The sequence below is a fragment of the Nonomuraea sp. B1E8 genome (assembly GCF_039871515.1).
Lineage (GTDB): Bacteria > Actinomycetota > Actinomycetes > Streptosporangiales > Streptosporangiaceae > Nonomuraea.
Window position 1 is genome coordinate 373,487 of the sequence record NZ_JBDPLS010000003.1, and the last position, 23,197, is coordinate 396,683.

Consider the following 23,197-nt stretch of genomic DNA (forward strand, 5'->3'; position numbering starts at 1 on the left):
GGCGGGTTGTCTCGTGTTGGAGAAAGTCGAGGAAGTACGGGCTGTTCCGTCCGCGCGGCCGGGCCGTTCCCCCGGTGCGCCACCGACCATGGAATCGATGCGCGCCGACATCGCCGCCCAGCTCGACCTCGACCCCTCCGAGGTCACGGACGGCGCCGACCTGATCAGCCTCGGCCTCGACTCGCTGCGCGCGATGCGGCTCGCCGGGCGGTGGCGGCGGGCGGGGGCCCGGATCGTCTTCGCCGAGCTGGCGACGGAGTTCACCCTCGCGGCCTGGTGGTCGCTGGTCCACTCCCGGCTGACCGAGGCCGCCGCTCCGGAACAGGAGCCGGAGCCGGCCGTGGACGAGACGGCGCCGTTCCCGCTGACCCCCGTCCAGCTGGCCTACTGGATCGGCCGCGGCGACGGGCAGGTCATCGGGGGCGTCGGCTGCCACGCCTACCTGGAGTTCGACGGTTCCGGCGTCGAGCCGGACCGGCTGGAACGGGCCGTACGCGCCCTCATCGCCCGCCACGGGATGTTGCGGGCGATCTTCCACGACGACGGCACCCAGCAGATCATGGACACCAGCCCGTGGCCGGGCCTGACCGTCCACGACCTGTCCGAGCTCGGCGAGGACGCCGCCGAGAACATCAGGGAGCAGCTGTCGCACCGCCGCTTCGACGCCTCCCGCGGCGAGGTGTTCGACGTGCGGCTGTCGCTGCTGCCGGACGGCCGGTCGAGGGTGCACTTCGAGGTGGACTTCCTCGTCGCCGACGTGCTCGGCCTGCAGATCCTGCTGAAGGACCTGGCCCGGCTCTACCTGGAGCCCGACGCGCCCATGCCCGCCCTGGCCTGCTCGTTCCCCCGCTACCTCGCCGCCAGGGGCGCGGAGCGGGCGGCACGGCGTACCCGCGACCAGGAGTACTGGCGCAGCCGGCTGGACGAGCTGCCCGGCGCGCCACACCTGCCTCTCGCGACCGAACCGGCCATGATCGCCCGGCCCCGCTTCGCCCGCCGCGAGAGGTGGCTGCCGACCAGCGCGTGGCAGCGCATCCAGGAGCAGGCCCGCGTGCACGGGCTGACCCCCGCCATGGTGCTCGCCGCCGCCTACTGCGAGGTGCTGGCCGCGTGGAGCGGCGAACCACGGTTCCTGCTCAACCTGCCGCTGTTCGACCGGGACGACACCGTCCACCCGGACGTCGCCCATCTGGTCGCCGACTTCACCAACCTGATCCTGGTCGCCGCCGACCTCTCGGAGCCGCAGCCGTTCGCCGAGCGCGCCAGGACCCTGCAGGCCCGCTTCCGCGCCGACGCGCGGCACACCGGATACTCCGGCGTCGAGGTGCTCAGGGACCTGGCCCGCAACGGGGAGCACTCGGGCGCGCCGGTGGTGTTCGCCTGCAACCTGGGGACGGAGCTGATCGTCCCTGAGGTGCGCGAGGCGTTCGGCGAGCCCGGGTGGATGATCACGCAGACCCCGCAGGTCTGGCTCGACCACCAGATCAACGAGTACGACCACGGGCTCCACCTGGCTTGGGACGCGGTGGAGGAGTTGTTCGCACCGGGGGTGTTGGATGCGATGTTCGGGGCGTATGGGGGGTTGCTGGAGTGGTTGGCGGAGGGGGACTGGTCGGGTGAGGTGCCCGCTCTGTTGCCTGCTGGCCAGGGTGTGGTGCGGGAGCGGGTGAATGCCACGGCTGGTCCGGTGCCGGATGGTGTGTTGCATGGGGGGTTCTTCGCGCGGGCGGTGAGTGAGCCGGATCGGGTGGCGCTGATCGCTGAGGGCGGTTGTGTGTCGTATGGGGAGTTGGCGGATCGGGCGTTGGGGGTTGCGGGTCATCTGGTCGGGGTGGGGGTTCGGCCGGGTGATGCGGTGGGTGTGGTGGTGCCGAAGGGTGTGGATCAGGTTGTGGCTGTGTTGGGGGTGTTGGCTGCTGGTGGGGTGTATGTGCCGGTGGGGGTGGATCAGCCGGTGGCGCGTCGGGAGCGGATTTTGGCGCGGGCGGGTGTGTGTCATGTGCTGACGGGGGTGCCGGTGGGGGAGCGGCTTTCGGGTCCGGTCGGGGTGTTGCCGGATATGTCGGCGTATGTGATTTTCACGTCGGGGTCGACGGGTGAGCCGAAGGGTGTGGAGGTCTCGCATCGGGCGGCGTTGAACACGGTCGTGGATGTGAACGAGCGGTTCGGTGTGGGTGATGGGGATCGGGTGCTGGCGGTGTCGGCGCTGGATTTCGATCTGTCGGTGTACGACATCTTCGGCCTGCTGTCGGCCGGCGGCGCGCTCGTGTTGCCCGAGGAGGGTGAGCGGCGGGACGCGCAGGCGTGGGCCCGCCTGTGCGAGACCCATGGCGTGACCCTGTGGAACACGGTGCCGACTCTTCTCGACATGTTGCTCACGACGGTCGAGCAGGCACCCTCCCGGCTCCGTCTGGCGCTGGTGTCGGGTGACTGGGTGGGGCTGGATCTGCAGGCGCGGCTGGCGGCGCAGAGCGGGGGGCGGTGCCGGTTGGTGGCGTTGGGGGGTGCGACGGAGGCGGCGATCTGGTCGAACGCGTTGGTGGTCGATCGGGTGCCGGCGCACTGGACGTCGGTTCCGTACGGGTTCCCGCTGCGTAATCAGCGGTATCGGGTGGTGGACGGCCGGGGTCGTGACTGTCCGGACTGGGTGGCGGGGGAGTTGTGGATCGGTGGCGCGGGGGTGGCGGCCGGGTATCGGGGTGATCCGGAGACGACGGCGGCCAAGTTCGTGGAGGTTGCGGGGGGTCGCTGGTATCGGACGGGGGACATGGGCCGGTACTGGCCGGACGGGACGCTGGAGTTCCTGGGCCGGGCCGATCACCAGGTGAAGGTACGCGGGCATCGCATCGAGCTGGGTGAGGTGGAGGCGGCGCTGGAGGCGTTCCCCGGGGTGGGGCGTGCGGTGGCGGTGGCGGTGGGGGATCGGCGGCAGCGCCGGCTGGCCGCGTTCGTCACGCCGGGCGATGTCGACCAAGGCAGTCTGCGCTCGTTCCTGGCCGACCGGTTACCGGCGTACGCCATCCCGCCGGCGATCACCATGCTGGACGAGCTGCCTCTGACCGCCAACGGCAAGATCGACAGATCCGCGCTCACCGCACTCGTCGCCGACATCCAGGAGACCACGGAGCACGAGCCGCCCGTCGGCCCCGCCGAGACCGTGCTCGCCACCATCTGGGCCGACCTGCTCGAACGTCCGGCCGTGCGGCGCAGCGACAACTTCTTCACCCTCGGCGGCGACTCGCTGCTCGCCACCCGCATGATCGCCCGGCTGCGCGCGGAAGGCGTCACCGACGCCAGGCTGAGCGTGCTGTTCCAGACGCCGGTGCTGGCGGACTTCGCGGCCACCCTCACCCTCGGTGAGGCGGCCCCGCCGGTCCCCGCGCTGGCCCCCGACGTGGCGCACCGGCACGACCCGTTCCCGCCCACCGAGGTGCAGCGGGCCTACTGGCTCGGCCGGGCCGAGCACTTCACGCTCGGCGGCGTCGGCTGCCACTTCTACACCGAGTTCGACGGCGACATCGACCTCGACCGGCTGGAAACCGCGTGGAACCTGCTGATCGAGCGGCACGAGATGTTGCGCGCCGTCTTCGACCAGGACGGGCTCCAGCGCATCCTGCCCGAGGTGCCGCGCTTCAGCATCGCCGCCGCCGACGGCGTCGAGGCCATGCGCGAGCAGATGTCGCACCAGGTGCTCGACGTGTCGGCGTGGCCGCTGTTCGACGCGCGGGCCGTACGCCACGAAGGCGGGGTGCGGCTCGGCGTCAGCTTCGACAACATTATTGTCGACGCGCTGAGCATGATGGTCTTCTTCGCCGAGCTCGACCAGCTCTACCACGACCCCGGCACCGTCCTGCCGCCGATCGGGGTGTCGTTCCGCGACTACCTGCTCGCGCAGGACCCCGACCCCGCCGTCTTCGAGACGGCCAAGGACTACTGGGCGGCCCGGCTCCCCGAGCTGCCGCCCGCCCCGCAACTGCCGCTCCGCGTCGACCCGGCGCTGATCGACCGGCCCAGGTTCGCCCGGCGCGAGCTCCGGCTGCCCGCCGCCCGGTGGCAGGCGATCACCGACCTGGCCCGCCGGTACGAGCTCACCCCGGCCACCGTGCTGGCGGCGGCGTTCGGCGAGGTCCTGGGCACGTGGAGCGCCCAGCGGGAGCTGACGCTGAACCTCACGCTGTTCGACCGGCGCGAGGTGCACCCCGACATCCACCGCGTGCTCGGCGACTTCACCTCGCTGCTGCTCGCCGGCTACCGGCAGGGCGCCGGCTGGCTGGACGGAGCCCGCAAGCTCCAGGAAGAGGTCTGGCGCGGCCTGGAGCACGGCGAGGTCTCGGCGGTCTGGGTGATGCGCGAGCTGGCCAGGCGGAACGCCGCGATCGAGATGACCATGCCGGTGGTGTTCACCAGCACGCTCGGGGTCGGCGGCGAGGGCGTGGCCGGGCCGTCGTTCGCCGACCAGGTCTGGGGCGTGTCGCAGACCCCTCAGGTCTGGCTGGACAGCCAGGTCGGCGAGATCGACGGCGAACTGCTGGTCCGATGGGACGCGGTGGAGGAGTTGTTCGCGCCGGGGGTGTTGGATGCGATGTTCGGGGCGTATGGGGGGTTGCTGGAGTGGTTGGCGGAGGGGGATTGGTCGGGTGAGGTGCCCGCTCTGTTGCCTGCTGGCCAGGGTGTGGTGCGGGAGCGGGTGAATGCCACGGCTGGTTCGGTGCCGGATGGTGTGTTGCATGGGGGGTTCTTCGCGCGGGCGGTGAGTGAGCCGGGTCGGGTGGCGCTGATCGCTGGGGGCGGTTGTGTGTCGTATGGGGAGTTGGCGGATCGGGCGTTGGGGGTTGCGGGTCATCTGGTCGGGGTGGGGGTTCGGCCGGGTGATGCGGTGGGTGTGGTGGTGCCGAAGGGTGTGGATCAGGTTGTGGCTGTGTTGGGGGTGTTGGCTGCTGGTGGGGTGTATGTGCCGGTGGGGGTGGATCAGCCGGTGGCGCGTCGGGAGCGGATTTTGGCGCGGGCGGGTGTGTGTCATGTGCTGACGGGGGTGCCGGTGGGGGAGCGGCTTTCGGGTCCGGTCGGGGTGTTGCCGGATATGTCGGCGTATGTGATTTTCACGTCGGGGTCGACGGGTGAGCCGAAGGGTGTGGAGGTCTCGCATCGGGCGGCGTTGAACACGGTCGTGGATGTGAACGAGCGGTTCGGTGTGGGTGATGGGGATCGGGTGCTGGCGGTGTCGGCGCTGGATTTCGATCTTTCGGTTTATGACATTTTCGGCCTGCTGTCGGCCGGCGGCGCGCTCGTCCTGCTGCAGGAGGACGAACGGCGCGACCCCCAGCGCTGGGCGGAGTTGTGCGCCGTCCACGGGGTGACGGTGTGGAACACGGTGCCGACCCTGCTGGACATGCTCCTGGTCACCGCCCAGGAGCTGCCCCCGAGTCTGCGCGTCGCGCTGGTGTCGGGTGACTGGGTGGGGCTGGATCTGCAGGCGCGGCTGGCGGCGCAGAGCGGGGGGCGGTGCCGGTTGGTGGCGTTGGGCGGTGCGACGGAGGCGGCGATCTGGTCGAACGCGTTGGTGGTCGATCGGGTGCCGGCGCACTGGACGTCGGTTCCGTACGGGTTCCCGCTGCGTAATCAGCGGTATCGGGTGGTGGACGGCCGGGGTCGTGACTGTCCGGACTGGGTGGCGGGGGAGTTGTGGATCGGTGGCGCGGGGGTGGCGGTCGGGTATCGGGGTGATCCGGAGACGACGGCGGTCAAGTTCGTGGAGGTTGCGGGGGGTCGCTGGTATCGGACGGGGGACATGGGCCGGTACTGGCCGGACGGGACGCTGGAGTTCCTGGGCCGGGCCGATCATCAGGTGAAGGTTCGCGGGCATCGCATCGAGCTGGGTGAGGTGGAGGCGGCGCTGGAGGCGTTCCCCGGGGTGGGGCGTGCGGTGGCGGTGGCGGTGGGGGATCGGCGGCAGCGCCGGCTGGCCGCGTTCGTCACTCCGGGCGATGTCGACCAAGGCAGGCTGCGCTCGTTCCTGGCCGACCGGTTACCGGCGTACGCCATCCCGCCGGCGATCACCATGCTGGACGAGTTGCCCCTGACCGCCAACGGCAAGATCGACAGATCCGCGCTCGCCACGGATACGGAGCCACCACCGGACGGCGACGACCCACCACGCCCAGGCGTGGAGCAGCAGCTCGCCGAGCTGTGGGCCGAGCTCCTGGAGATCCCGCCGCCAGGCCGTGGCCAGAGCTTCTTCGCCCTCGGCGGCGACTCGCTGCTCGCCACCCGCTTCGCCGAGATCGTCCGCCGCAGGCTCGGCGCCGAGCTGTCCCTGCGCCGCTTCTTCACCACCCCCACCATCGCGGACTGCGCCGAGGCGATCGGCCTGACGACGGACGACACCGAAGAGGAGGGCGTGCTGTGACCCAGGCACCGGCCGCACCAGAGCCGACCGTACGAGACCTGATCGCCGACATGGAAGCGGCGGGAATCCGACTGTGGGAGGACGGCGGCGGCCTGCGCTTCCGCGCCCCCAAGGGAGCGCTGACCGAGGAACGCCGGGCGGCGCTGCTCGGCGCCAAGCCCCAGATCATCGCCCACCTGCGCCGCGAGGCCGAGGCCGAGACGGTGCGCCCCGACCCGGGACACCGCCTCGACCCCTTCCCCCTCACCGACGTGCAGCAGGCGTACCTGCTCGGCCGCAACGACGCCTTCGGCTACGGCGGGGTCGCCTGCCACGGCTACGTCGAGGTCGCCTTCCCCGAGCTCGACCCGGAGCGGGTCCAGGCGGCGTGGCGCACGCTGATCGAGCGGCACGACATGCTCCGCGCCGTCATCCACCCCGACGGCCACCAGCAGGTGCTGGCCGAGGTGCCCGCCTACGACGTGCAGGTGAGCGACCTGCGCGGCACCGACCCCGAGCAACGGCTCGCCGCCATCCGCGAGGAGATGGCGCACACGCTCTACCCCGCGGGCAGCTGGCCCCTGTTCGAGCTGCGGATCTCGCTCACCGACCGCGGCGCGCTCCTGCACGCCTCGATCGACCTGCTCATCGCCGACTACGTCAGCATCCAGCTGCTGCTGGCCGAGCTGCACACCCTGCACGAGGACCCCGGCGCCGACCTGCCGCCCGTCCCGGTCGGCTTCCGCGACTGCGTGCTGGCCCTGCGCGCGCAGCGCGAGAGCGGCCGGTACGACCGCGACCGCGCCTACTGGTGGGCCCGCGTCGACGACCTGCCGCCGGCGCCCGAGCTGCCCGCGCTCGACCAGCAGGCGGAGGCCAGGTTCCAGCGCTGGGAGAGCCGGGTCGAGCCCGAACAGTGGAGCAGGCTGCGCGCCAGGGCGTCTGCGGCCGGCACCACGCCGTCGCAGGCCGTGCTCGCCGCCTACGCCGAGGTCATCGGGCGGTGGAGCCGCAGGCCCAGGTTCACACTCAACCTGACGCTGCTCGACCGCCCGCCCCTGCACCCGTCGATCGACCAGGTGGTGGGCGACTTCACCACGCTCAACCTGCTCGCCGTCGACACCACACCTGACCGGCCGTTCGCCGACCGCGCCCGCGCCATCGGCGAGCAGCTCTTCGCCGACATGGAGCACCGCCGCTGCGGCGGCATCGAGGTCATGCGCGAGCTGGCCAGGAGGCGCGGTCGCGACGCCGCGCTGATGCCGGTGGTGTTCACCAGCGCCATCGGCCTCGGCCAGGACGAGGCGGAGCACGGCAGACCCGAGTACGGCATCAGCCAGACACCCCAGGTGTGGATCGACTGCCAGGTCAAGGAGCACCGCGGCGCGCTGCTGGTGAACTGGGACGTGCGCGCGGGCGTGCTGCCCGACGGGCTGGTGGACGACATGTTCGCCGCCTTCACCGCGCTCCTCGGCGACCTGTCCGCCGAGGAGACGTGGGCCTCCGCGTCTCCCGTCGGCCTGCCCGCCGCCCAGGCCGGCAGCCGCGCCCGGGCCAACGACACCGCCGCGCCGCTCCCCGGCGGGCTGCTGCACGACGAGGTCGTCGCCCAGGCCCGCCGCACGCCCGGCCGCACCGCCGTCGTCACCTCCGACGGCTCGCTCACGTACGGCGAGCTGCTCGGCCGCGCGACGGCGGTGGCGCGGGCGCTCGGCGCGGCCGGTCACGAGCCCGGACAGATCGTCGCCGTCGTCATGGACAAGGGCGCCGAACAGGTCGTGGCCGTGCTCGGCGTCCTCATGGCCGGCGGCGCCTACCTGCCCGTCGACACCGGTCAGCCGCCCGCCAGGCGCGACCGCATCCTCGCCGACGCCTCGGCCCGCCTGGTGCTGACGCAGTCGTGGCGCGCGGAGGACGGCTGGATCGCCGTCGACACCCTGCAGCCCGTCGACACGGCGCCGCCCGAGGCCCGGCGACGGCCCGGCGACCTGGCGTACGTCATCTACACCTCCGGCTCCACCGGAGTGCCCAAAGGCGTCATGATCAGCCATCAGGCCGCCCGCAACACCATCGACGACATCAACACCCGCTTCGGCGTTGGCCAGGACGACCGCGTGCTCGGCCTCGCCAACCTGGGCTTCGACCTGTCCGTCTACGACATCTTCGGGCCGCTCGCGACCGGCGGCGCGCTGGTGCTGCCCGACCCGGGGCGCAGAGGAGACCCCGCGCACTGGGCCGAGCTCGCCGCCCGGCACGCGGTCACCGTGTGGAACTCCGTGCCCGCACAACTCCAGATGCTCCAGCACTACCTGGACGCCGAGCCCGCGGCCGGGCTGCCCGAGCTTCGGCTGGCGATGTTGTCCGGCGACTGGGTCCCCGTGGCGCTGCCCAGCCAGATCCGCCGCCGGCTGCCCGGCCTCGACGTGGTCAGCCTGGGCGGCGCCACCGAGGCCGCCATCTGGTCCATCCACCACCCCATCGGCGACCCGCTGCCCGGCTGGGTGAGCGTCCCGTACGGCAGGCCGCTGGCCAACCAGACCTTCCACGTGCTCGACGCCTCCATGCGGCCCAGCCCCGACTGGGTGCCGGGGGAGTTGTACATCGGCGGCGCCGGGGTGGCCATCGGCTACCTCGGCGACGAGGCCAAGACCGCGGAGCGGTTCGTCCAGCACGCGGGCGAGCGCCTCTACCGCACCGGCGACCTGGGCCGCTACCGGCCCGGCGGCACCATCGAGTTCCTGGGCAGGGAGGACTCCCAGGTCAAGATCCGCGGCCACCGCATCGAGCTGGCCGAGGTGGAGACCGCGCTGCAGGCGCACCCGGCGGTCGCCGCCGGCACCGTGATCGTCGACGGCGACCGGGCCCTCGAACGCCGCCTCGTCGGCTTCGCGCAGGCCGTACGGAAGGAGGAGGGCGGCGGCGACGAGCCGGACGTCGCCGTGGCGGCCGAGGCGGCGGCCCGCGCCGCGCTCGACGGCGTCGACCTGCCGCGCGTGGTGGCGGTCGCCGAGACGCTCGACGAGATCGCGCTCACCTCGATGGCGGCGGCGCTGCGCACGGCCGGGCTGTTCGCCGGCGACGCCCGCCACGACCTGGCGGAGATCCTGGAGACCGCCCGGGTCGCGCCCGACCACCACCGGCTGGTCCGGCGCTGGCTCGCCGCGCTGCACGAGCGCGGCCGGCTCGGCCGCGACGACGCCGGCCGCTACCACGGCCTGCGCGAGCCCGCCGCCCTCGAACCGCTCTGGCAGCGCGTCGGGAACCTCACGGAAGGGCTCGACTACGGCGCCGAGCTCATCAGGTTCCTGCGCGTCAGCACCACGCACCTGCCCGAGCTGATGCGCGGCGAGCTCGACGCCCGCGAGCTGCTGTTCCCCGAGGGCGAGATGGAGACCGCCGAGGGCGCCTACAAGGACAACGTGCTCAGCAGGTACGTCAACCGCATCGTGCGCGCCGTCATCGGCCGCGTCGCCGAGCGGCACGCGGGCGGGCCGCTCCGCGTCCTGGAGGCCGGGGCGGGCGTCGGCGGCACCAGCGCCGAGCTCATCCCCGAGCTGGCAGGGCACCACGTCGAATACCTGTTCACCGACCTGTCGCGGTTCTTCCTCGGCCAGGCCGCCGAACGGTTCGCCGAACACCCGTGGGTGCGCTACGGCCTGTTCGACATCAACGCCGACTACCGCGCCCAGGGGTACGAGCCCAACTCCTTCGACGTCATCCTCTGCGCCAACGTGCTGCACAACTCGCACGACGCCGCCGCCGTGCTCGCCAGGTTCCGCGAGCTGCTGGCGCCGGGCGGGTGGCTGGTGTTCATCGAGACGACCCGCGAACACGTGCAGATCATGAGCTCGATGGAGTTCCTGATGAACCCGCACGACTACGCCGACGTGCGCCAGGGCCGCGACCGTACGTTCGTCGCCCGCGAGGAGTGGCTCGACCTGCTCGCGGCCGCCGGCGCCACCACCATGGCCTGCCTCCCCGGGCCCGACGACCCGCTCGCCTCCCTGGGACAGTGCGTGTTCGCCGCCCGTTTCCCCGCCGACCGGGAGCACATCGACCTCGCGGAGCTGCGGGCGTTCCTGGGCGAGCGGCTGCCCGGCTACATGATCCCGACCCACGTCCAGGTGGTCGACGAGCTGCCGCTGACGGACAACGGCAAGATCGACCGGGCGCGGCTGCGCTCCCTGCTGCCGCGTACGGCCGGCGAGAGCACCCCCGCGGGCGAGGAGCCGCGCGACGACCTCGAACGGCGGCTCGCCGCGCTCTGGGCCGAACTCCTCGGCCTCCAGCAGGTCGGCAGGGACCAGGACTTCTTCGCGCTGGGCGGCGACTCCCTGCTGGTCACCCGGCTGGCCGGGCGCGTACGCGAGGAACTGCCCGAGGCGCACAACTTCTACTGGGACAGCCTCGTCCGCCAGCTCGTCAACCAGCCGACCGTCGCCGCGCTCGCCGCCCACCTCCGCCAGGCCCGCGACGACCGCGACCGCGGCCTGTCCAGGACGGACGTCAGCCCGCTGGTGCGCCTGGCCGGCGGGCAGGGCCCGGTGCGGGTGCTGCTCCACGACGGCACCGGCACGCTGACCCCCTACCGGGCGCTCACCCCGGAGCTGTCCGGCGGGCCCCTGCTCGGCCTGGTGATCAACGACGCGGGACACTACCTGGAGCTCGACCCCGCCGCCGCCGTGGAGTCGCTGGCCGGATCGTACGCGCAGGCGCTGCTCAAGGAGGACGCGCCCGGCTACCACATCATCGGCTACTGCATGGGCGGGCTGATCGCCACCGAGGTCGCCCGGCGGCTCACCGAGGGCGGCGCCACCGTCGACGAGCTCACCGTCATCAGCAGCTCGCGCTTCCCGTACCGGATCAGCGACGAGCTCATGCTGGAGTACGGCTTCGCCCAGGCGTGCGGGCTCGACCCCGTCCGGCTCGGCTACCCCGAGGAGGACCTGGCCCGCGCCCTGCGGGCCGTGCTGGAGACCTCGCCGGGACACGTGGGCGAGGGCGCCCTCGCCGCGCTCGCCGGCTCCGCCGACCCGGGCCTCGCCGCCATCGGCGGCCGCTTCGCCGAGCTGTCCGCCACCTCGCCCGCCGACCGCCTGGCCGCCGTCGCCCGTGGCCTGGACCACCCGCCCGAGCGCGTCGACCTCGCCTACCGGGTCTTCAGGCAGAGCTTCGCCGCCGTCACCTGCTACGACCCCGAGCCGTACGCGGGCGACATCACGTTCCTGCGCCAGCGCGGCGTCACCAACCTCGTACCGACCCTCCAGGACGACATGACGGAGTTCTGGCAGGACCTCTGCCTGGGACGGCTCTCCGTGCGCGACGTCGGGGGCGACCACTTCACCTGCCTCGACCAGGGCCACGCCGCCGGAGTCGCCAAACTGATCACCGGGACGACCGCGTGATCGGCATCCTCGGCGGCTACGGAGCGGTCGGCGCCACCACCGCCCTCCTCCTCACGGGCCGCGCCGCGAGCGTGCGGGTGGGCGGGCGCGACGGTGGGGCGGCGCGGCGGTTCGTCGCCGACGCGCTGGGCGGGGAGGGCGAGGCGTGGCAGGTGGACGCCTTCGATCCGGACGCGCTCGCCCGGTTCTGCCGGGGTTGCCAGCTCGTCGTCAACTGCGCGGGCCCCTCGTACCTGCTGCGGGACCGGGTGGCACGGGCCGCCTTCGCGGCGGGAGCCGACTACGTGGACGCGGCCGGCGACGCCGCGTCCTTCGCCGGGCTGGCCGCGACCGGCACGGGCGGCCGGACAGCGATGATCTCCGCCGGGATGCTCCCCGGCCTCACCGGCCTGCTGCCTCGCCACCTCGCCGCGCTCGCCTCCGCGCACGGCGGCCCGGCGGAAAGGCTCGACGTCTACACCGGAGGGCTGGACCGGCTCACCCCCGCGGCGGCCGGGGACTTCCTGCTGGCCGGCCAGGAGGAGCGGGGCGCGGCGCTGGCCGGGTGGCGTGACGGCGGCAAGGTCGCGCGCGCCCTCGCCCCCGCGCACGACGTCGAGCTGCCCTACTTCCCCGGACCGGTCACCGCCTACCCCTACCTGAGCGCCGAGGCGGAACGGGTCGCCGCCGACCTGGGGCTGGCCGAGGCCCGCTGGTACAACGTGATCACCGGCGACCGCGTCCTCGCCACCGCGAGCACCGCGACGTCGGCCGCCGACCTGGCCCGCGTCGCCGAGCTCGAACTGGCGGGGCGCACGCCGTACTATGTCCTGCTTTTTCAGCTCATCGGCCCGCACAACACCAGCACCCTCGTCGTGCGCACCGCGGACTCCTACGCGCTGACCGCCGCCGTCACCGCCCACGCCGCCCGGGCGGTGCTGGCGGGCGACGTCCCGGACGGGCTGCACCACGCCGACGCCGTGCTCGACCCGGCCGGCATGCTGGCGGACCTCGAAGGCGTGGCGACGGCCGAGATCACGGACGCGGTCGCCCCCATCGACCTGGCCGCGCCGGCGTTCGAGGAGGGCGCGCTGTGAAACGAGTCGTGGTGTGCGGCACCAAGTTCGGCCAGATCTACCTGTCGGCCATGCGGGACGGCCCTTTCGAGCTCACCGGCATCCTGGCCCGCGGCAGCGCCAGGTCCGCCGCGTACGCCAGGGAGCACGGCGTCCCGCTGGTCACCGACCCCGACCAGGTACCCGAGCTCGCGGACCTGGCCTGCGTGGTCGTACGGTCGGGCGTCGTCGGCGGCGAGGGCAGCGAGCTGGCCGCGGCGCTGCTGTCCCGGGGCGTGCACGTGCTCCAGGAACACCCGGTCCACGCCGACGAGCTGGCCCGCACCCTGCGCACCGCCAGGGCCGCGTCCGCGGTGCACCACGTGAACACCCTGTACGTCCACCTCGACCCCGTGCGCCGCTTCATCGAGGCCGCCCGCCGCCTGCGCGAACTCCAGCAGCCGCTCTACGTCGACGCCGCCTGCAGCGTCCACGTGGCCTACGCCCTGTTCGACATCCTCGGCCAGGCCCTGGGCGGCCTGCGCCCCTGGACGTTCACCGCCACGGCCCCGGGCACGCCCTTCTCGTGCGTCACGGGTACGGTCGGAGGAGTGCCCCTCACCCTCCGGGTGCAGAACCAGATCGCGCCCAACGACCCCGACGCCCACCTCCACCTGCTGCACCGCATCACGGTGGGCACAGAGGGCGGCAACCTCACGCTGGTCAACACGCACGGCCCGATCGTGTGGACCCCGCGGATGTACGTCGCCCGCGACGCCGACGACCGCTTCGACACCGGCGCCGACCACCTGCGCCTGCCGAGCGCCACCACCATCGGGCCGGAGCAGGCGCCCACGTTCGCCGACATCGTCACCAAGGTGTGGCCGGACGGCGTGCGCCGGGCCCTGACCGGGCTGCGCGAGGCCGCCGAGGACGGCCGCGACCCGCTGCGGCAGGGCCAGTACCACCTGACGCTCAGCCGCCTGTGGCAGGACGCCACCGCGGCGATCGGCCGGCCCGAGCTGCTGGTCCAGACGGCACCCCGCCCCCTGTCCGCCACGGAGTTCACATGACCTGGTTCCACTGCTACCAGCCCAGGCCGTACGCGTCGTTACGGCTGTTCTGCTTCCCCCACGCCGGCGGCTCGGCGAGCTTCTACCGAGGCTGGCACGCGGCGGCGCCGCACTCCGTCGAGGTGCGCGCCGTGCAGTACCCGGGGCGGGGCGATCGCCGCTCCGACCCGTTCGTCGACGACGCCCACCACCTCGCGGGGCTCGTCGCCGACGCGATGGCGCCGCTGCTCGACCGGCCGGTCGCGCTGTTCGGGCACAGCATGGGAGCGCTGATCGCGTACGAGGTGGCACGCACGCTGGAGGCCAGGGGCAGGGGCGTGACGCACCTGTTCGCCTCCGGCCGGCACGCGCCCCACGAGCACCGTCCCGGCGACACGCACGCCGGCTCCGACGACGAGCTGATCGACGAGATCGTCGGGCTCGGCGGCGTCGAGCCCGAGCTCATGGCCGACCCCGACATCCGCGAGCTGGCGTTGCCGGCCGTCCGCAACGACTACCGGCTCGACGAGACCTACCGGCACCGCCCCGGCGGCGTGCTCGCCTGCCCCGTCACCGCCCTGCTCGGCGGCGACGACCCGGAGGTCACCCCGGAGCAGGCGGCACGGTGGGGCGAGCTGACCAGGGCCCGCTGCACCGTCCGCACGCTGGACGGCGACCACTTCTACCTGGTGCCACGCCAGGACGAGGTGATCGCGGAGCTTTCCCGCGCCGTCACGACGGCCTGGGCGTCCACTCCCTGACCCCTAGGAAGGAAACGGTGACTCCTCCGCTCCTTGAAGGGAGCGGCTTCTCGCTAAGCCGCTTGCGCAGCCTGGCGAAGGGCAAGCCCTGCCCTCAAGATGTTGACCGCCGCATTCACGTCGGCGTGCGCGGCATGCCCGCACGCCGTACAGGCGAACCCGGCTTGGGTGAGGCGGTTGTCCTTCGCGCTGTGCCCGCAGCGGGCGCAGGTGCGGGAGGTGCCGGCGGGGTTCACCGCGATCAGCGTGCGACCGGCGCTTTCAGCCTTGTGCGCGAGGATCGTCAGGAACACCCCCCAGCCCGCGTCCAGGATGCTCCGGTTGAGGCCGGACTTGGCGGCGACGTTGCGGCCGGGAGCTTCGATCCTGCCGGACGCCGAGCGGGTCATGTTCGCGATCCGCAGGTCCTCGTGCACGATCACGTCATAGGCGCGGACCAGGGCAAGCGCGGCCTTGTGCGCGCCGTCCAGACGTTGCCTGCGCACCTTGGCGTGCAACGCGGCCACGCGGGCCACCGCCTTGCGCCGCCGCTTGGACCCCCGCCTCTTCCGGGCCAGAACCCGCTGCGCGTCGGCCAGCCGGTCAGCGGAGGCGGCCAGGTGACGGGGGTTGCTCAGATGCTGTCCGTCGCTGGTAGTGACGAGCGACGCCACGCCCATGTCGATCCCCGCGACCGCGCCGGTGACGGGGAAGGACTCGGCGGGCACGTCGTCGCACGACAGGACCACGAACCAGCGGCAGCCCTCGCGCTTGACGCTGATCGTCTTCACCTGGCCGCGCACGGTCCGGTGCCGGTGGACGCGGACATGCCCAACCCCCTGGAGCCGCACGTAGGTCGTGGTGGGGTGGCCGGGCTGGGAGTCCCACCGGCAGCCGTCGCCGTCCTTCGGCCACTCGACCGTGTCGAACCGGCCGCGCCCCTTGAAACGCGGGAAGCCCGGCGCGCGCCCCTCACCGAACCGCTTGAAGAACGCGCGAAACGCCTTGTCGAGCCGTCGCAGGGTGGCCTGCTGGGAGGAGAACGACCAACGCGCCTGCCCGTCCGGGTCGTCGGCGCGGATGTGTTTCAGCTCGGCCGACTGATCGCCGTAGCGGACGCTCACGCCCGCCCTGGCGTAGGCGGTGCGGCGGTGCTCCAGAGCGGCGTTGTAGAGCGTGCGGTGGTCTTCCAGGCACGCCGCCAGTGCCGCCGCCTGCCGGGCGGTGGGGCGCAGCAGGAACCTGAACGACCTGCGCACACCCCACCCCCCATCACGTTCGGTAACGACACCACCACGATATCGGCTGCCGCCGACAAAACCAGGAAGGACATCCGTGATGCGCAGATGTGACAGGTCAGGGCACGATCGGGCCTTGACGGCCCTCCCGCTCCCGATTCCCCCGTCGCCTCAAGGCGACGGTCCCCTCGGGAGGATCTGATGGACCACGAGCTGATGCGCATCCTCACCGGAGGATGGGTGGCGCAGGCGACCTTCGCCGCCGTCCGGCTCGGGGTCGTGGACGCGCTCGACGGGCGCCGCCTGACCCCCGGTGAGGTCGCCGACGAGGTCGGCGCGCACCCCGAGGCCCTGCACCGCCTGCTCCGCCTGCTGGAAGGGGTGGGGCTGGCCGACGCCGACGACGGCGGGTACGCGCTCACCCCGATGGGGGCGCGGCTGCGCCGCGACGACCTGGGCCCGCTCGCCGCCCTCTATGGCGAGGACTTCTTCGCCGCCGCGTGGAACGGCCTGGAGCAGGCCGTACGCACCGGCGAGCCGGCGTTCGAGCACGTCCACGGCGAGCCCGTCTTCGCGCACCTGGCCGCCGATCCCGGCAGGGCGGCGGTGTTCAACGCGGGGATGGCGGCGGGCGCCTCCTTCTTCCGTGGGGTCCCCGACGCGTACGACTTCTCCGGGCCGCGCCGCGTGGTCGACCTCGCCGGCGGCACGGGCGCCCTGCTCGGCACGATCCTGCGGAGCAACCCCGAGGCCACGGGCGTGCTGTTCGACCTGCCCGAGGTGATCGCCGCCGCGCCCGGGCACCTGTCGCGGATGGGGGTGCTGGACAGGTGCGAGCTGGCCGCCGGCGACCTGTTCTCCTGCGTGCCGGAGGGCGGCGACGTCTACCTGCTCTCGCGCATCCTGCACGACTGGGACGACGAGCGCTGCGCCGCCCTGCTGGCCACCTGCGCCAAGGCGATGGAGCCCGGCGCCGAGCTGCTCGTCATCGAACGCGTCGTCGGAGGCGGCTCGTACGTGCCGCTCGCCTTCGACCTGCACATGATGGTGATGACCGGCGGGCGGGAGCGCACCGAGGAGGAATACCGCGCGCTGCTTGAGGACGCGGACCTGACCCCTGGCCGGCTGATCGACCTGCCGCTCGGGATGCGCATGCTCACCGCGACCCGCTGAGAGCAGCGAAAGGCGCCGGGCTCCCCGTTGAGCCCGGCGCCTTTCGCGCGTCCCCCGGCGTTCAGCTCATCACGAGCTCGCCGGCCCGCTCCCGGATCACCTCGACGGTGCCGGCGCTCCCGTCGACGCGGATCCGGTCGCCGTCCCGCAGCAGCATGGTGGCGTTCCTGGTGCCGACGACGGCGGGGATGCCCAGCTCGCGCGCGACGATCGCGGCGTGCGACAGCGGCGCGCCGACGTCGGTGACCACCGCCGCGGCGCGCGGGAAGAGCAGCGTCCAGCCCACGTTCGTCACGGTCGTCACCAGGATCTCGCCCTCGCCCAGCCGGTCGCCGTCCGCCACGGAGGCGAGCACCCTGGCGGTCCCCTCGACCACGCCCGACGCGCCGGGGAAACCGCTGATGGTCTCCGACGGGGGCACCACCGTGGCGGCGGCGTCGAACACGTCACCGCGCCGGCCCGGGTCGGCGGCCCACCGCTCCGGGTCGAACCGGCCGCGGATGATGCCAGGGTACGGAGGCAACGACCGGTACAGCTCGTACGCCGCCCGCCGCCCGGCCACCCGCGTCAGCGGCCGTCCCGAGCCGCGCAGCACGTCGATGATCTCGTCGATCGTGAGGAAGAACAGGTCGTCGCCGTGCCCGGTCACCTCCCCGGCCCGCACCACGAAGTCGCGCACCATCCAGAAGCCCCGCATCATCTCCGACCGGGTCTCCTCGCGGGAGCGGACGATGGCCTCCCAGCGGTCGATCCTGCGCCGGAACTTCTCGGCCTTCCTCGGATGGCGCTCGCGGAAGCGCCGCCAGGCGGCCTCGCTCGCCTCGATCTGGCGGTCGAGCAGCTCGGCCGGGTCGACGGTGAGCCCGGCGAGCTGGTCGTCGAGCCAGGCCGGGTCCTCCACGGGCCGGGCCACCGAGATCTCGAACTCGTCGGGGCAGCGGTGGCCGTAGGAGCGGACGTACTCGTCGCGGGTGATCTCGCCCCGCTTGAGCCTGGCCAGTCCGAGCAGCGGGCCGAGGCTCTCCAGCCGGCCCTCTCCCGACTGGATGCCGGACATCAGCACGGTGGCGTCGGCCTCCCCGACCAGCTCGGCCAGCTGGGCGCCGAGGTAGATGAGCGAGCCGGCGTCCTGGCGGGCCGCGGCGGCGAGCATGCGGTTGCACTCGCTGAACCGCGGCTGGACGTCGCTCTCCCACAGCGCGGCCAGGTCGTCGCTGACGGCGATCGCGGCGCGGATCTCCTCGGTACGCCGCTCCGCGTCCGCGATGTACGCCGGGATGTGCTCCACGAGCTTCTGGATCTCGCGGCGGCCGCCCAGCATGGGCCGGGCCGCCCTGAGGGTCTGCCAGCGCGTCATCGGCAGCAGCGGCGTCTCGACGCCCTCGGGCAACCTGCCGTAGATCGGCTCCTGGGTGGCCTCGATCTTCTTGGTGATGCCGAGGGCCTTGCCGAGCGAGGCGTTCACGCTCATGTTCATGTAGACGCGGCCGCCGATGTTGCCGCACATCGGGTGGCCGCCGAGGTCGCCGGTGACCATGATCTCGGCGATGAACGCCTTCACGAGCGACCAGGTGCACGGCGTCATGACGCTGGGGATGGCCTCGCCCAGGTTGCCGTTGCTCCACAGGTAGTCGCCCTTGACGGAGTCGTTCCACACCTCGCGCCTGCCGGTGATCGGCCGGGCCTGGAGGATGTGGGGACGCCCGTCGTGCAGCGCCCACTCGACGTCCATCGGGCGGCCGTACAGCTCCTCGATCGTCATCCCCAGCTCGGCCAGCCGCTCGGCCTGCGCCCAGGTGAGGACGGGCTCGTCGCGCAGGCCGGGCGGGACGGGATCCTCGCGCGTGCCCTCAGGCGTGCGCACGGTCATGACGGTCTTGGACGCGATCGTCTCGTCGACGACCGTGCGTCCGGCGCGGTCGAGCGTGATCGTGTCGGGCGTGACCAGGCCGCCGACGACCGCCTCGCCCAGGCCCCACGCTGCGTTGATGGTCAGCCGGTCGCGGTCCTCGGTGAAGAGCACCCCCGCGGCGTCGGCGGGAACCAGCTCCTGGACGACGACCGCGATGGCCACCTCGTCGCGCGGGATGCCGTGCCGGTCGCGGTAGGCGATGGCCCGGTCGGTCCACAGGGAGGCCCAGCAGCGCTTGACCGCGTCGAGGAGCTGCGCGGCGCCGCGGATGTTGAGGTAGCTGTCCTGCTGGCCGGCGAACGACATTCCCGGCAGGTCCTCCGCGGTCGCCGACGACCGCACCGCGACCGCGGGCTCGTCGCCCAGCTCGGTGTACGCGGCCAGGATGTCGCCGGCGATCTCCGGCGGCAGCTCGCGGGCCGCGAACAGCGCCTGGATCTGCTCGGCGTCGCCGGTGAGGATCTCGTCGCGCAGACCGTGGCGGTCCACGAACGCGCGGTAGGCGCCGGTGGTGACGTGGAAGCCCGCAGGCACCGGCAGGCTCGCCCTGGCCAGGTGGGCGAGCGATTCGCCTTTTCCTCCGACGACGTCGAGTTCGGCCCTCGGATCAGCCAGGGCAAGCGTGTTCATACGCGATCTCCATTCCGATTCGGCGGCAGGCCGAAGACGTGAGTCAGGGAAAGGAAAATCCGGAGGTCAGGGTCTGACCACCCACCTGACTCATCGCTGGGAAAAAGGGAAAAGAGGGAACGGCCGCCTCTTCAACGGTAGGAAATCGCCGGCGGGCGGCCCACCCCTAGGCGCCCTTAATCAGCTGTCGGCGCCGGGCCTGAGCAGGCCGGTCTCGTAGGCCACCGCGACCGCGGCGGCGCGGTCGTTCACCTCGAGCTTGGCGAAGATGTGCAGCAGGTGGGTCTTCACGGTGGCCTCGGTGATGAACAACTTCCTGGCGACGTCGCGGTTGGTCGCGCCCCGCGAGATCAGCGACAGGACCTCCAGCTCGCGGCGGCTGAGCATCTGCTGCTGCGGCGCGCGGATCTTCTGCGTCAGCACGCCCGCCACGGACGGCGACAACACCGTCTCGCCGCGCGCCGCGGCCTGCACCGCGCTGCGCAACTCGGCGCGCGGGGTGTCCTTCAGCAGGTAGCCGGTCGCGCCCTCCTCGATGGCGGGCAGCACGTCGACGTCGTTGTCGAACGTGGTCAGCACGAGCACGCGCACGCTTGGCGACTGCTCACGCAGCCGGCGGATGAGCTCAGCGCCGTTCATCTTCGGCATGCGCAGGTCGGTGAGCACGACGTCGGGGTTGGTGCGCTGGACCACCGCCAGCGCCTCGAAGCCGTCGCCCGCCTCGCCGACCACCTCGAACTCGTCGTCGGTGAAGATGCCCCGCAGTCCGTCGCGGACGACCGGATGGTCGTCCACGATGATCAGGCGAATCGGCATGGTCACCCGGCGTCTCTGAGGCGGTCGGACGGTTCGGACACGGCGTCGGCGGGGATGGCCGGCACGGTCGCGGAGATGCCGGTGCCCTCGCCGGGGGCCGACTCGATCTCGAAGTCGCCGGCCAGCCTGGTCACGCGCTGGCGCATCGCGATGAGCCCGAAGCCGCCGGCCTCGGAGGCGGGCGCGTGGGAGGAGATGTCGGGCGGCCCGGGGACGAATCCGGCTCCGTCGTCGCGTACATCCAGCACCACGACATCTTCCATGTACGACAGGGTGAGAGCAACTCGTCCGGCCGAGGCGTGCTTGGCGACGTTGGACAGCGCCTCCTGCGCCACCCGCAGCAGCGTGATCTCGACCTCGGCGTGCAGCGGCCTGGCGTCGCCGTTGACCGACAGGGTTGCGGCCACGCCGGTCGTCTCCGACCACCGGTCGGCGACGTCCCGCACGGCGGCGGGCAACTGCGAGCCGGCCAGCGGCGCTGGGCGCAACGCCTGCACCGACCTGCGGGCCTCGTTGAGGTTCTCCCTGGCCAGGGTGCGTACGGTGTCGAGGCGGGCGAGCGCGGCCGGTGTGTCGTCGATCGCCTCCTCGGCGGCCTCGATCTGGGTGACGATGGCGGTCAGCCCCTGGGCGATGGTGTCGTGGATCTCCCTGGCCATGCGCTGCCGCTCGCCGAGCACCCCCGCCTCGCGGGCCTGGGTCAGCAGCCGGGCCTGCAGGCTCGCGTTCTCCTCGGCGAGCGCGGCCAGCTTGGCGCCGGTCTCCCGCAGCTGCTCGATCATGACCTTGCGGCTCTCGTTCTGGTCGGAGATGGTCTGGATGACCAGCCCGATCGCGGAGGCGATCAACGCGGCGATCAGGAAGGAGAAGAGCATCTCGCCCGGGCTCCGCCCGGCCTCCGGCCGCATGGAGACCAGCACGCCGGCCGTCGCGGCCACCCCGCCGTAGGCCCACCACCGGGGCAGCAGCCTGAACGACTGGATGAACGCCGCCGGGCCGGTCACCGTGAAGACCGAGTCGATGCCGACCAGCGCCCCGATGGCGGCGAGCAGGACGGCGAAGTAGACGATCGCCACCACCGGATGCCTGGTCCAGTCGGGGTGCACGCCGATCAGGAACCAGTGCCAGGCCATCGCGAACGACGCCAGCACCAGCGTGTCGAGCCGCCAGTTCTGTGCCAGCGAGAAGGCGGCGGGCAGCAGGATGAACAGGTAGGGGAGCGCGGGCCAGACCCGGTCCCAACGAGAAAGGCCGGGTCCGGTGGAGGCGACCACCGATCCCGACCCTTCGCGGCGGGCGCTGCTTACCACCGGAACGCCTTGACCGCGATGCCGGCGGTGACCAGGCAGATCCCCACCATGACCAGCATCGCCACGGGGGAGGCCGCGTGGCCCTCCCAGCCGTTGCGGATGGTCTGCACGGCCGGGGCCATGGGCAGCATGTCGCCGATGGCCCGCATCGAGCCGCTCATCGACTCGCGGGGGATCACCGCGCCGGAGATGAAGACCATCGGGAAGAAGACGCTCAGCCCGAGCACGGTGGCCGTGCGGCCGGAAGGGACGACGGCGCCCAGCAGGAAGCCGATGCCGCTGAGGCTCAGCGCGCCGAGCACCCACGCCAGCACCACGATGCCCGGGTTCGCGGGGGCGGACAGGTCGTAGCCGATGGCGCCGATGGCGATGAGCAGCACCGTGCCGAGAAGGGCCATCAGCATGTGGGCGATCCACTGGGCGCCGAACAGCATGCCGGGGGAGGCGGGGGTGGCGAGCAGCCGCTTCAGCACCCGGCGCTCGCGGTACTGCGCCAGGGTGGCCGGCAGGATGACCAGCGTGGCCAGCCCGATGACGAAGATGCTCAGCATCGGCACGTTGGCGTCGACCGACGGCAGCCCGCCGGGAAGGGGCTTGCCGCTGCGCAGCTTGACCCAGATCATGATCGTGGGGAAGGCCAGCGCGAAGAACGCCGACATCGGATCCCGGATGATCAGCTTGAGCTCGACCGCGATGACCTGCGTGATGCCTTTCATGCCGCCTGCCCTCCCGTCAGCGCGAAGTAAGCGTCCTCGAGCGATTCCGTGCGGCCCTGGGTGATCAGCTCGCCCGGGGTTCCGTGGGTGATGACGCGGCCCTGGTCGATGATCGCCATGCGGTCGCACAGCGCCTGGGCCTCGTCCATGAAGTGGGTGACCAGCACGACGGTCACGCCGCGGTCGCGGACCTCGCGGACCAGGCCCCACGTCATGCGGCGGGCGGACGGGTCGAGACCGGTGGTCAGCTCGTCGAGGAAGACGACCTCCGGGTTGCCGACCAGGGCCAGCGCGATGAACAGGCGCTGCTTCCAGCCGCCGGACAGGCTCGCGAAGCTGGAACGCTGCCGGTCCGTCAGGCCCCACTCGTCCATGAGCTTGCGCCAGTCGGCAGGCTTGTCGTAGAAGGAGGCGTACATCTTCAGTGCCTCGCCCACCTTCAGCGCGTCCGGCAGGGCGGCCTCCTGGAGCTGGACACCGATGCGGGGAAGCAGCTCGCGACGGTCGCTCTGGGGATCGAGGCCCAGGACCCGCAGGACACCGCCGTCCCGCTCGCGCAGGCCCGACATGCACTCCACCGTGGTGGTCTTGCCCGCTCCGTTGGGGCCGGCGATGCCGAAGATCTCGCCGCGTTCCACCTGCAGGGATACGTCCGTCAGCACTGGGCGGCCTTTGTAACTTTTACTCATGCCCTCGATTTCGATGACTGTCATGTTTAAAGAATCATCGGGATCAGCCGCATGCGACATCCTCCGAACGGTTGATAGGGGGTCAGCCTCCCGATTC

The 23,197-nt window shown here is 72.3% G+C and carries 12 protein-coding genes; 6 read left to right on the top strand and 6 right to left on the bottom strand.

All coding sequences use genetic code 11. The features are described 5' to 3' along the window. Positions 1–97: 97 nt before the first annotated feature. Genes ABGA98_RS13665 through ABGA98_RS13685 form a run of 5 tightly spaced genes read left to right on the top strand, consistent with a single transcriptional unit; the run spans position 98 to position 14,637 of the window. Entirely contained in the window at positions 98–6,406 is a 6,309-nt protein-coding gene (locus tag ABGA98_RS13665) for an amino acid adenylation domain-containing protein (protein WP_347618612.1), read from the top strand. Further along, positions 6,403–11,790, top strand: a complete 5,388-nt coding sequence (locus tag ABGA98_RS13670) for an amino acid adenylation domain-containing protein (RefSeq protein WP_347618613.1) — start codon at positions 6,403–6,405, stop codon at positions 11,788–11,790. The genes ABGA98_RS13665 and ABGA98_RS13670 overlap by 4 nt, the downstream gene beginning before the upstream one ends. Beyond that, positions 11,787–12,866 carry a saccharopine dehydrogenase NADP-binding domain-containing protein gene (locus ABGA98_RS13675; protein ID WP_347618614.1) on the top strand — a complete coding sequence of 360 codons (1,080 nt, stop codon included), beginning with the start codon at positions 11,787–11,789 and terminating at the stop codon, positions 12,864–12,866. The genes ABGA98_RS13670 and ABGA98_RS13675 overlap by 4 nt, the downstream gene beginning before the upstream one ends. Next, complete coding sequence (locus tag ABGA98_RS13680; protein ID WP_347618615.1) at positions 12,863–13,897, top strand: Gfo/Idh/MocA family oxidoreductase; 1,035 nt, start codon at positions 12,863–12,865, stop codon at positions 13,895–13,897. The genes ABGA98_RS13675 and ABGA98_RS13680 overlap by 4 nt, the downstream gene beginning before the upstream one ends. Beyond that, positions 13,894–14,637 (top strand): alpha/beta fold hydrolase, encoded by a 744-nt coding sequence (locus ABGA98_RS13685; RefSeq protein ID WP_347618616.1) that lies wholly within the window; start codon positions 13,894–13,896, stop codon positions 14,635–14,637. The genes ABGA98_RS13680 and ABGA98_RS13685 overlap by 4 nt, the downstream gene beginning before the upstream one ends. A gap of 53 nt (positions 14,638–14,690) precedes the next feature. Here the strand turns inward: ABGA98_RS13685 and ABGA98_RS13690 are convergent, their stop codons facing one another. Next, complete coding sequence (locus tag ABGA98_RS13690; RefSeq protein ID WP_347618617.1) at positions 14,691–15,875, bottom strand: transposase; 1,185 nt, start codon at positions 15,873–15,875, stop codon at positions 14,691–14,693. A 180-nt stretch (positions 15,876–16,055) separates the two neighbouring features. Between ABGA98_RS13690 and ABGA98_RS13695 the strand changes: the two genes are divergently transcribed. Next, the gene (locus ABGA98_RS13695) at positions 16,056–17,027 is read left to right on the top strand and encodes a methyltransferase (RefSeq protein WP_347618618.1); all 972 of its coding nucleotides are present in this window, start codon (positions 16,056–16,058) and stop codon (positions 17,025–17,027) included. A 61-nt stretch (positions 17,028–17,088) separates the two neighbouring features. Here ABGA98_RS13695 and ABGA98_RS13700 read toward each other — a convergent pair whose 3' ends face one another. The 5 genes from ABGA98_RS13700 to ABGA98_RS13720 form a co-directional block, all read right to left on the bottom strand. Continuing rightward, positions 17,089–19,569: a PEP/pyruvate-binding domain-containing protein gene (locus tag ABGA98_RS13700; protein ID WP_347618619.1), complete on the bottom strand. Its 2,481-nt coding sequence runs from the start codon at positions 19,567–19,569 to the stop codon at positions 17,089–17,091. Positions 19,570–19,749: 180 nt separating this feature from the next. Further along, positions 19,750–20,385, bottom strand: a complete 636-nt coding sequence (locus ABGA98_RS13705; protein ID WP_347618867.1) for a response regulator transcription factor — start codon at positions 20,383–20,385, stop codon at positions 19,750–19,752. 2 nt (positions 20,386–20,387) lie between these two features. Further along, complete coding sequence (locus ABGA98_RS13710) at positions 20,388–21,695, bottom strand: sensor histidine kinase (RefSeq protein WP_347618620.1); 1,308 nt, start codon at positions 21,693–21,695, stop codon at positions 20,388–20,390. Beyond that, a complete protein-coding gene (locus ABGA98_RS13715) occupies positions 21,689–22,411 on the bottom strand; it encodes an ABC transporter permease (protein ID WP_347618621.1) in 723 nt (240 codons plus the stop codon). The genes ABGA98_RS13710 and ABGA98_RS13715 overlap by 7 nt, the downstream gene beginning before the upstream one ends. Next, a complete protein-coding gene (locus ABGA98_RS13720) occupies positions 22,408–23,124 on the bottom strand; it encodes an ABC transporter ATP-binding protein (RefSeq protein ID WP_347618622.1) in 717 nt (238 codons plus the stop codon). The genes ABGA98_RS13715 and ABGA98_RS13720 overlap by 4 nt, the downstream gene beginning before the upstream one ends. Positions 23,125–23,197: the final 73 nt, after the last annotated feature.

What these genes read in the sequence shown, in the direction of transcription:
- ABGA98_RS13665 (WP_347618612.1), top strand. Translation starts at nt 98, where the DNA reads ATGCGCGCCGACATCGCCGCCCAGCTCGACCTCGACCCCTCCGAGGTC.
- ABGA98_RS13715 (WP_347618621.1), bottom strand. Translation starts at nt 22,411, where the DNA reads ATGAAAGGCATCACGCAGGTCATCGCGGTCGAGCTCAAGCTGATCATC.
- ABGA98_RS13705 (WP_347618867.1), bottom strand. Translation starts at nt 20,385, where the DNA reads ATGCCGATTCGCCTGATCATCGTGGACGACCATCCGGTCGTCCGCGAC.
- ABGA98_RS13720 (WP_347618622.1), bottom strand. Translation starts at nt 23,124, where the DNA reads ATGACAGTCATCGAAATCGAGGGCATGAGTAAAAGTTACAAAGGCCGC.
- ABGA98_RS13695 (WP_347618618.1), top strand. Translation starts at nt 16,056, where the DNA reads ATGGACCACGAGCTGATGCGCATCCTCACCGGAGGATGGGTGGCGCAG.
- ABGA98_RS13700 (WP_347618619.1), bottom strand. Translation starts at nt 19,569, where the DNA reads ATGAACACGCTTGCCCTGGCTGATCCGAGGGCCGAACTCGACGTCGTC.
- ABGA98_RS13685 (WP_347618616.1), top strand. Translation starts at nt 13,894, where the DNA reads ATGACCTGGTTCCACTGCTACCAGCCCAGGCCGTACGCGTCGTTACGG.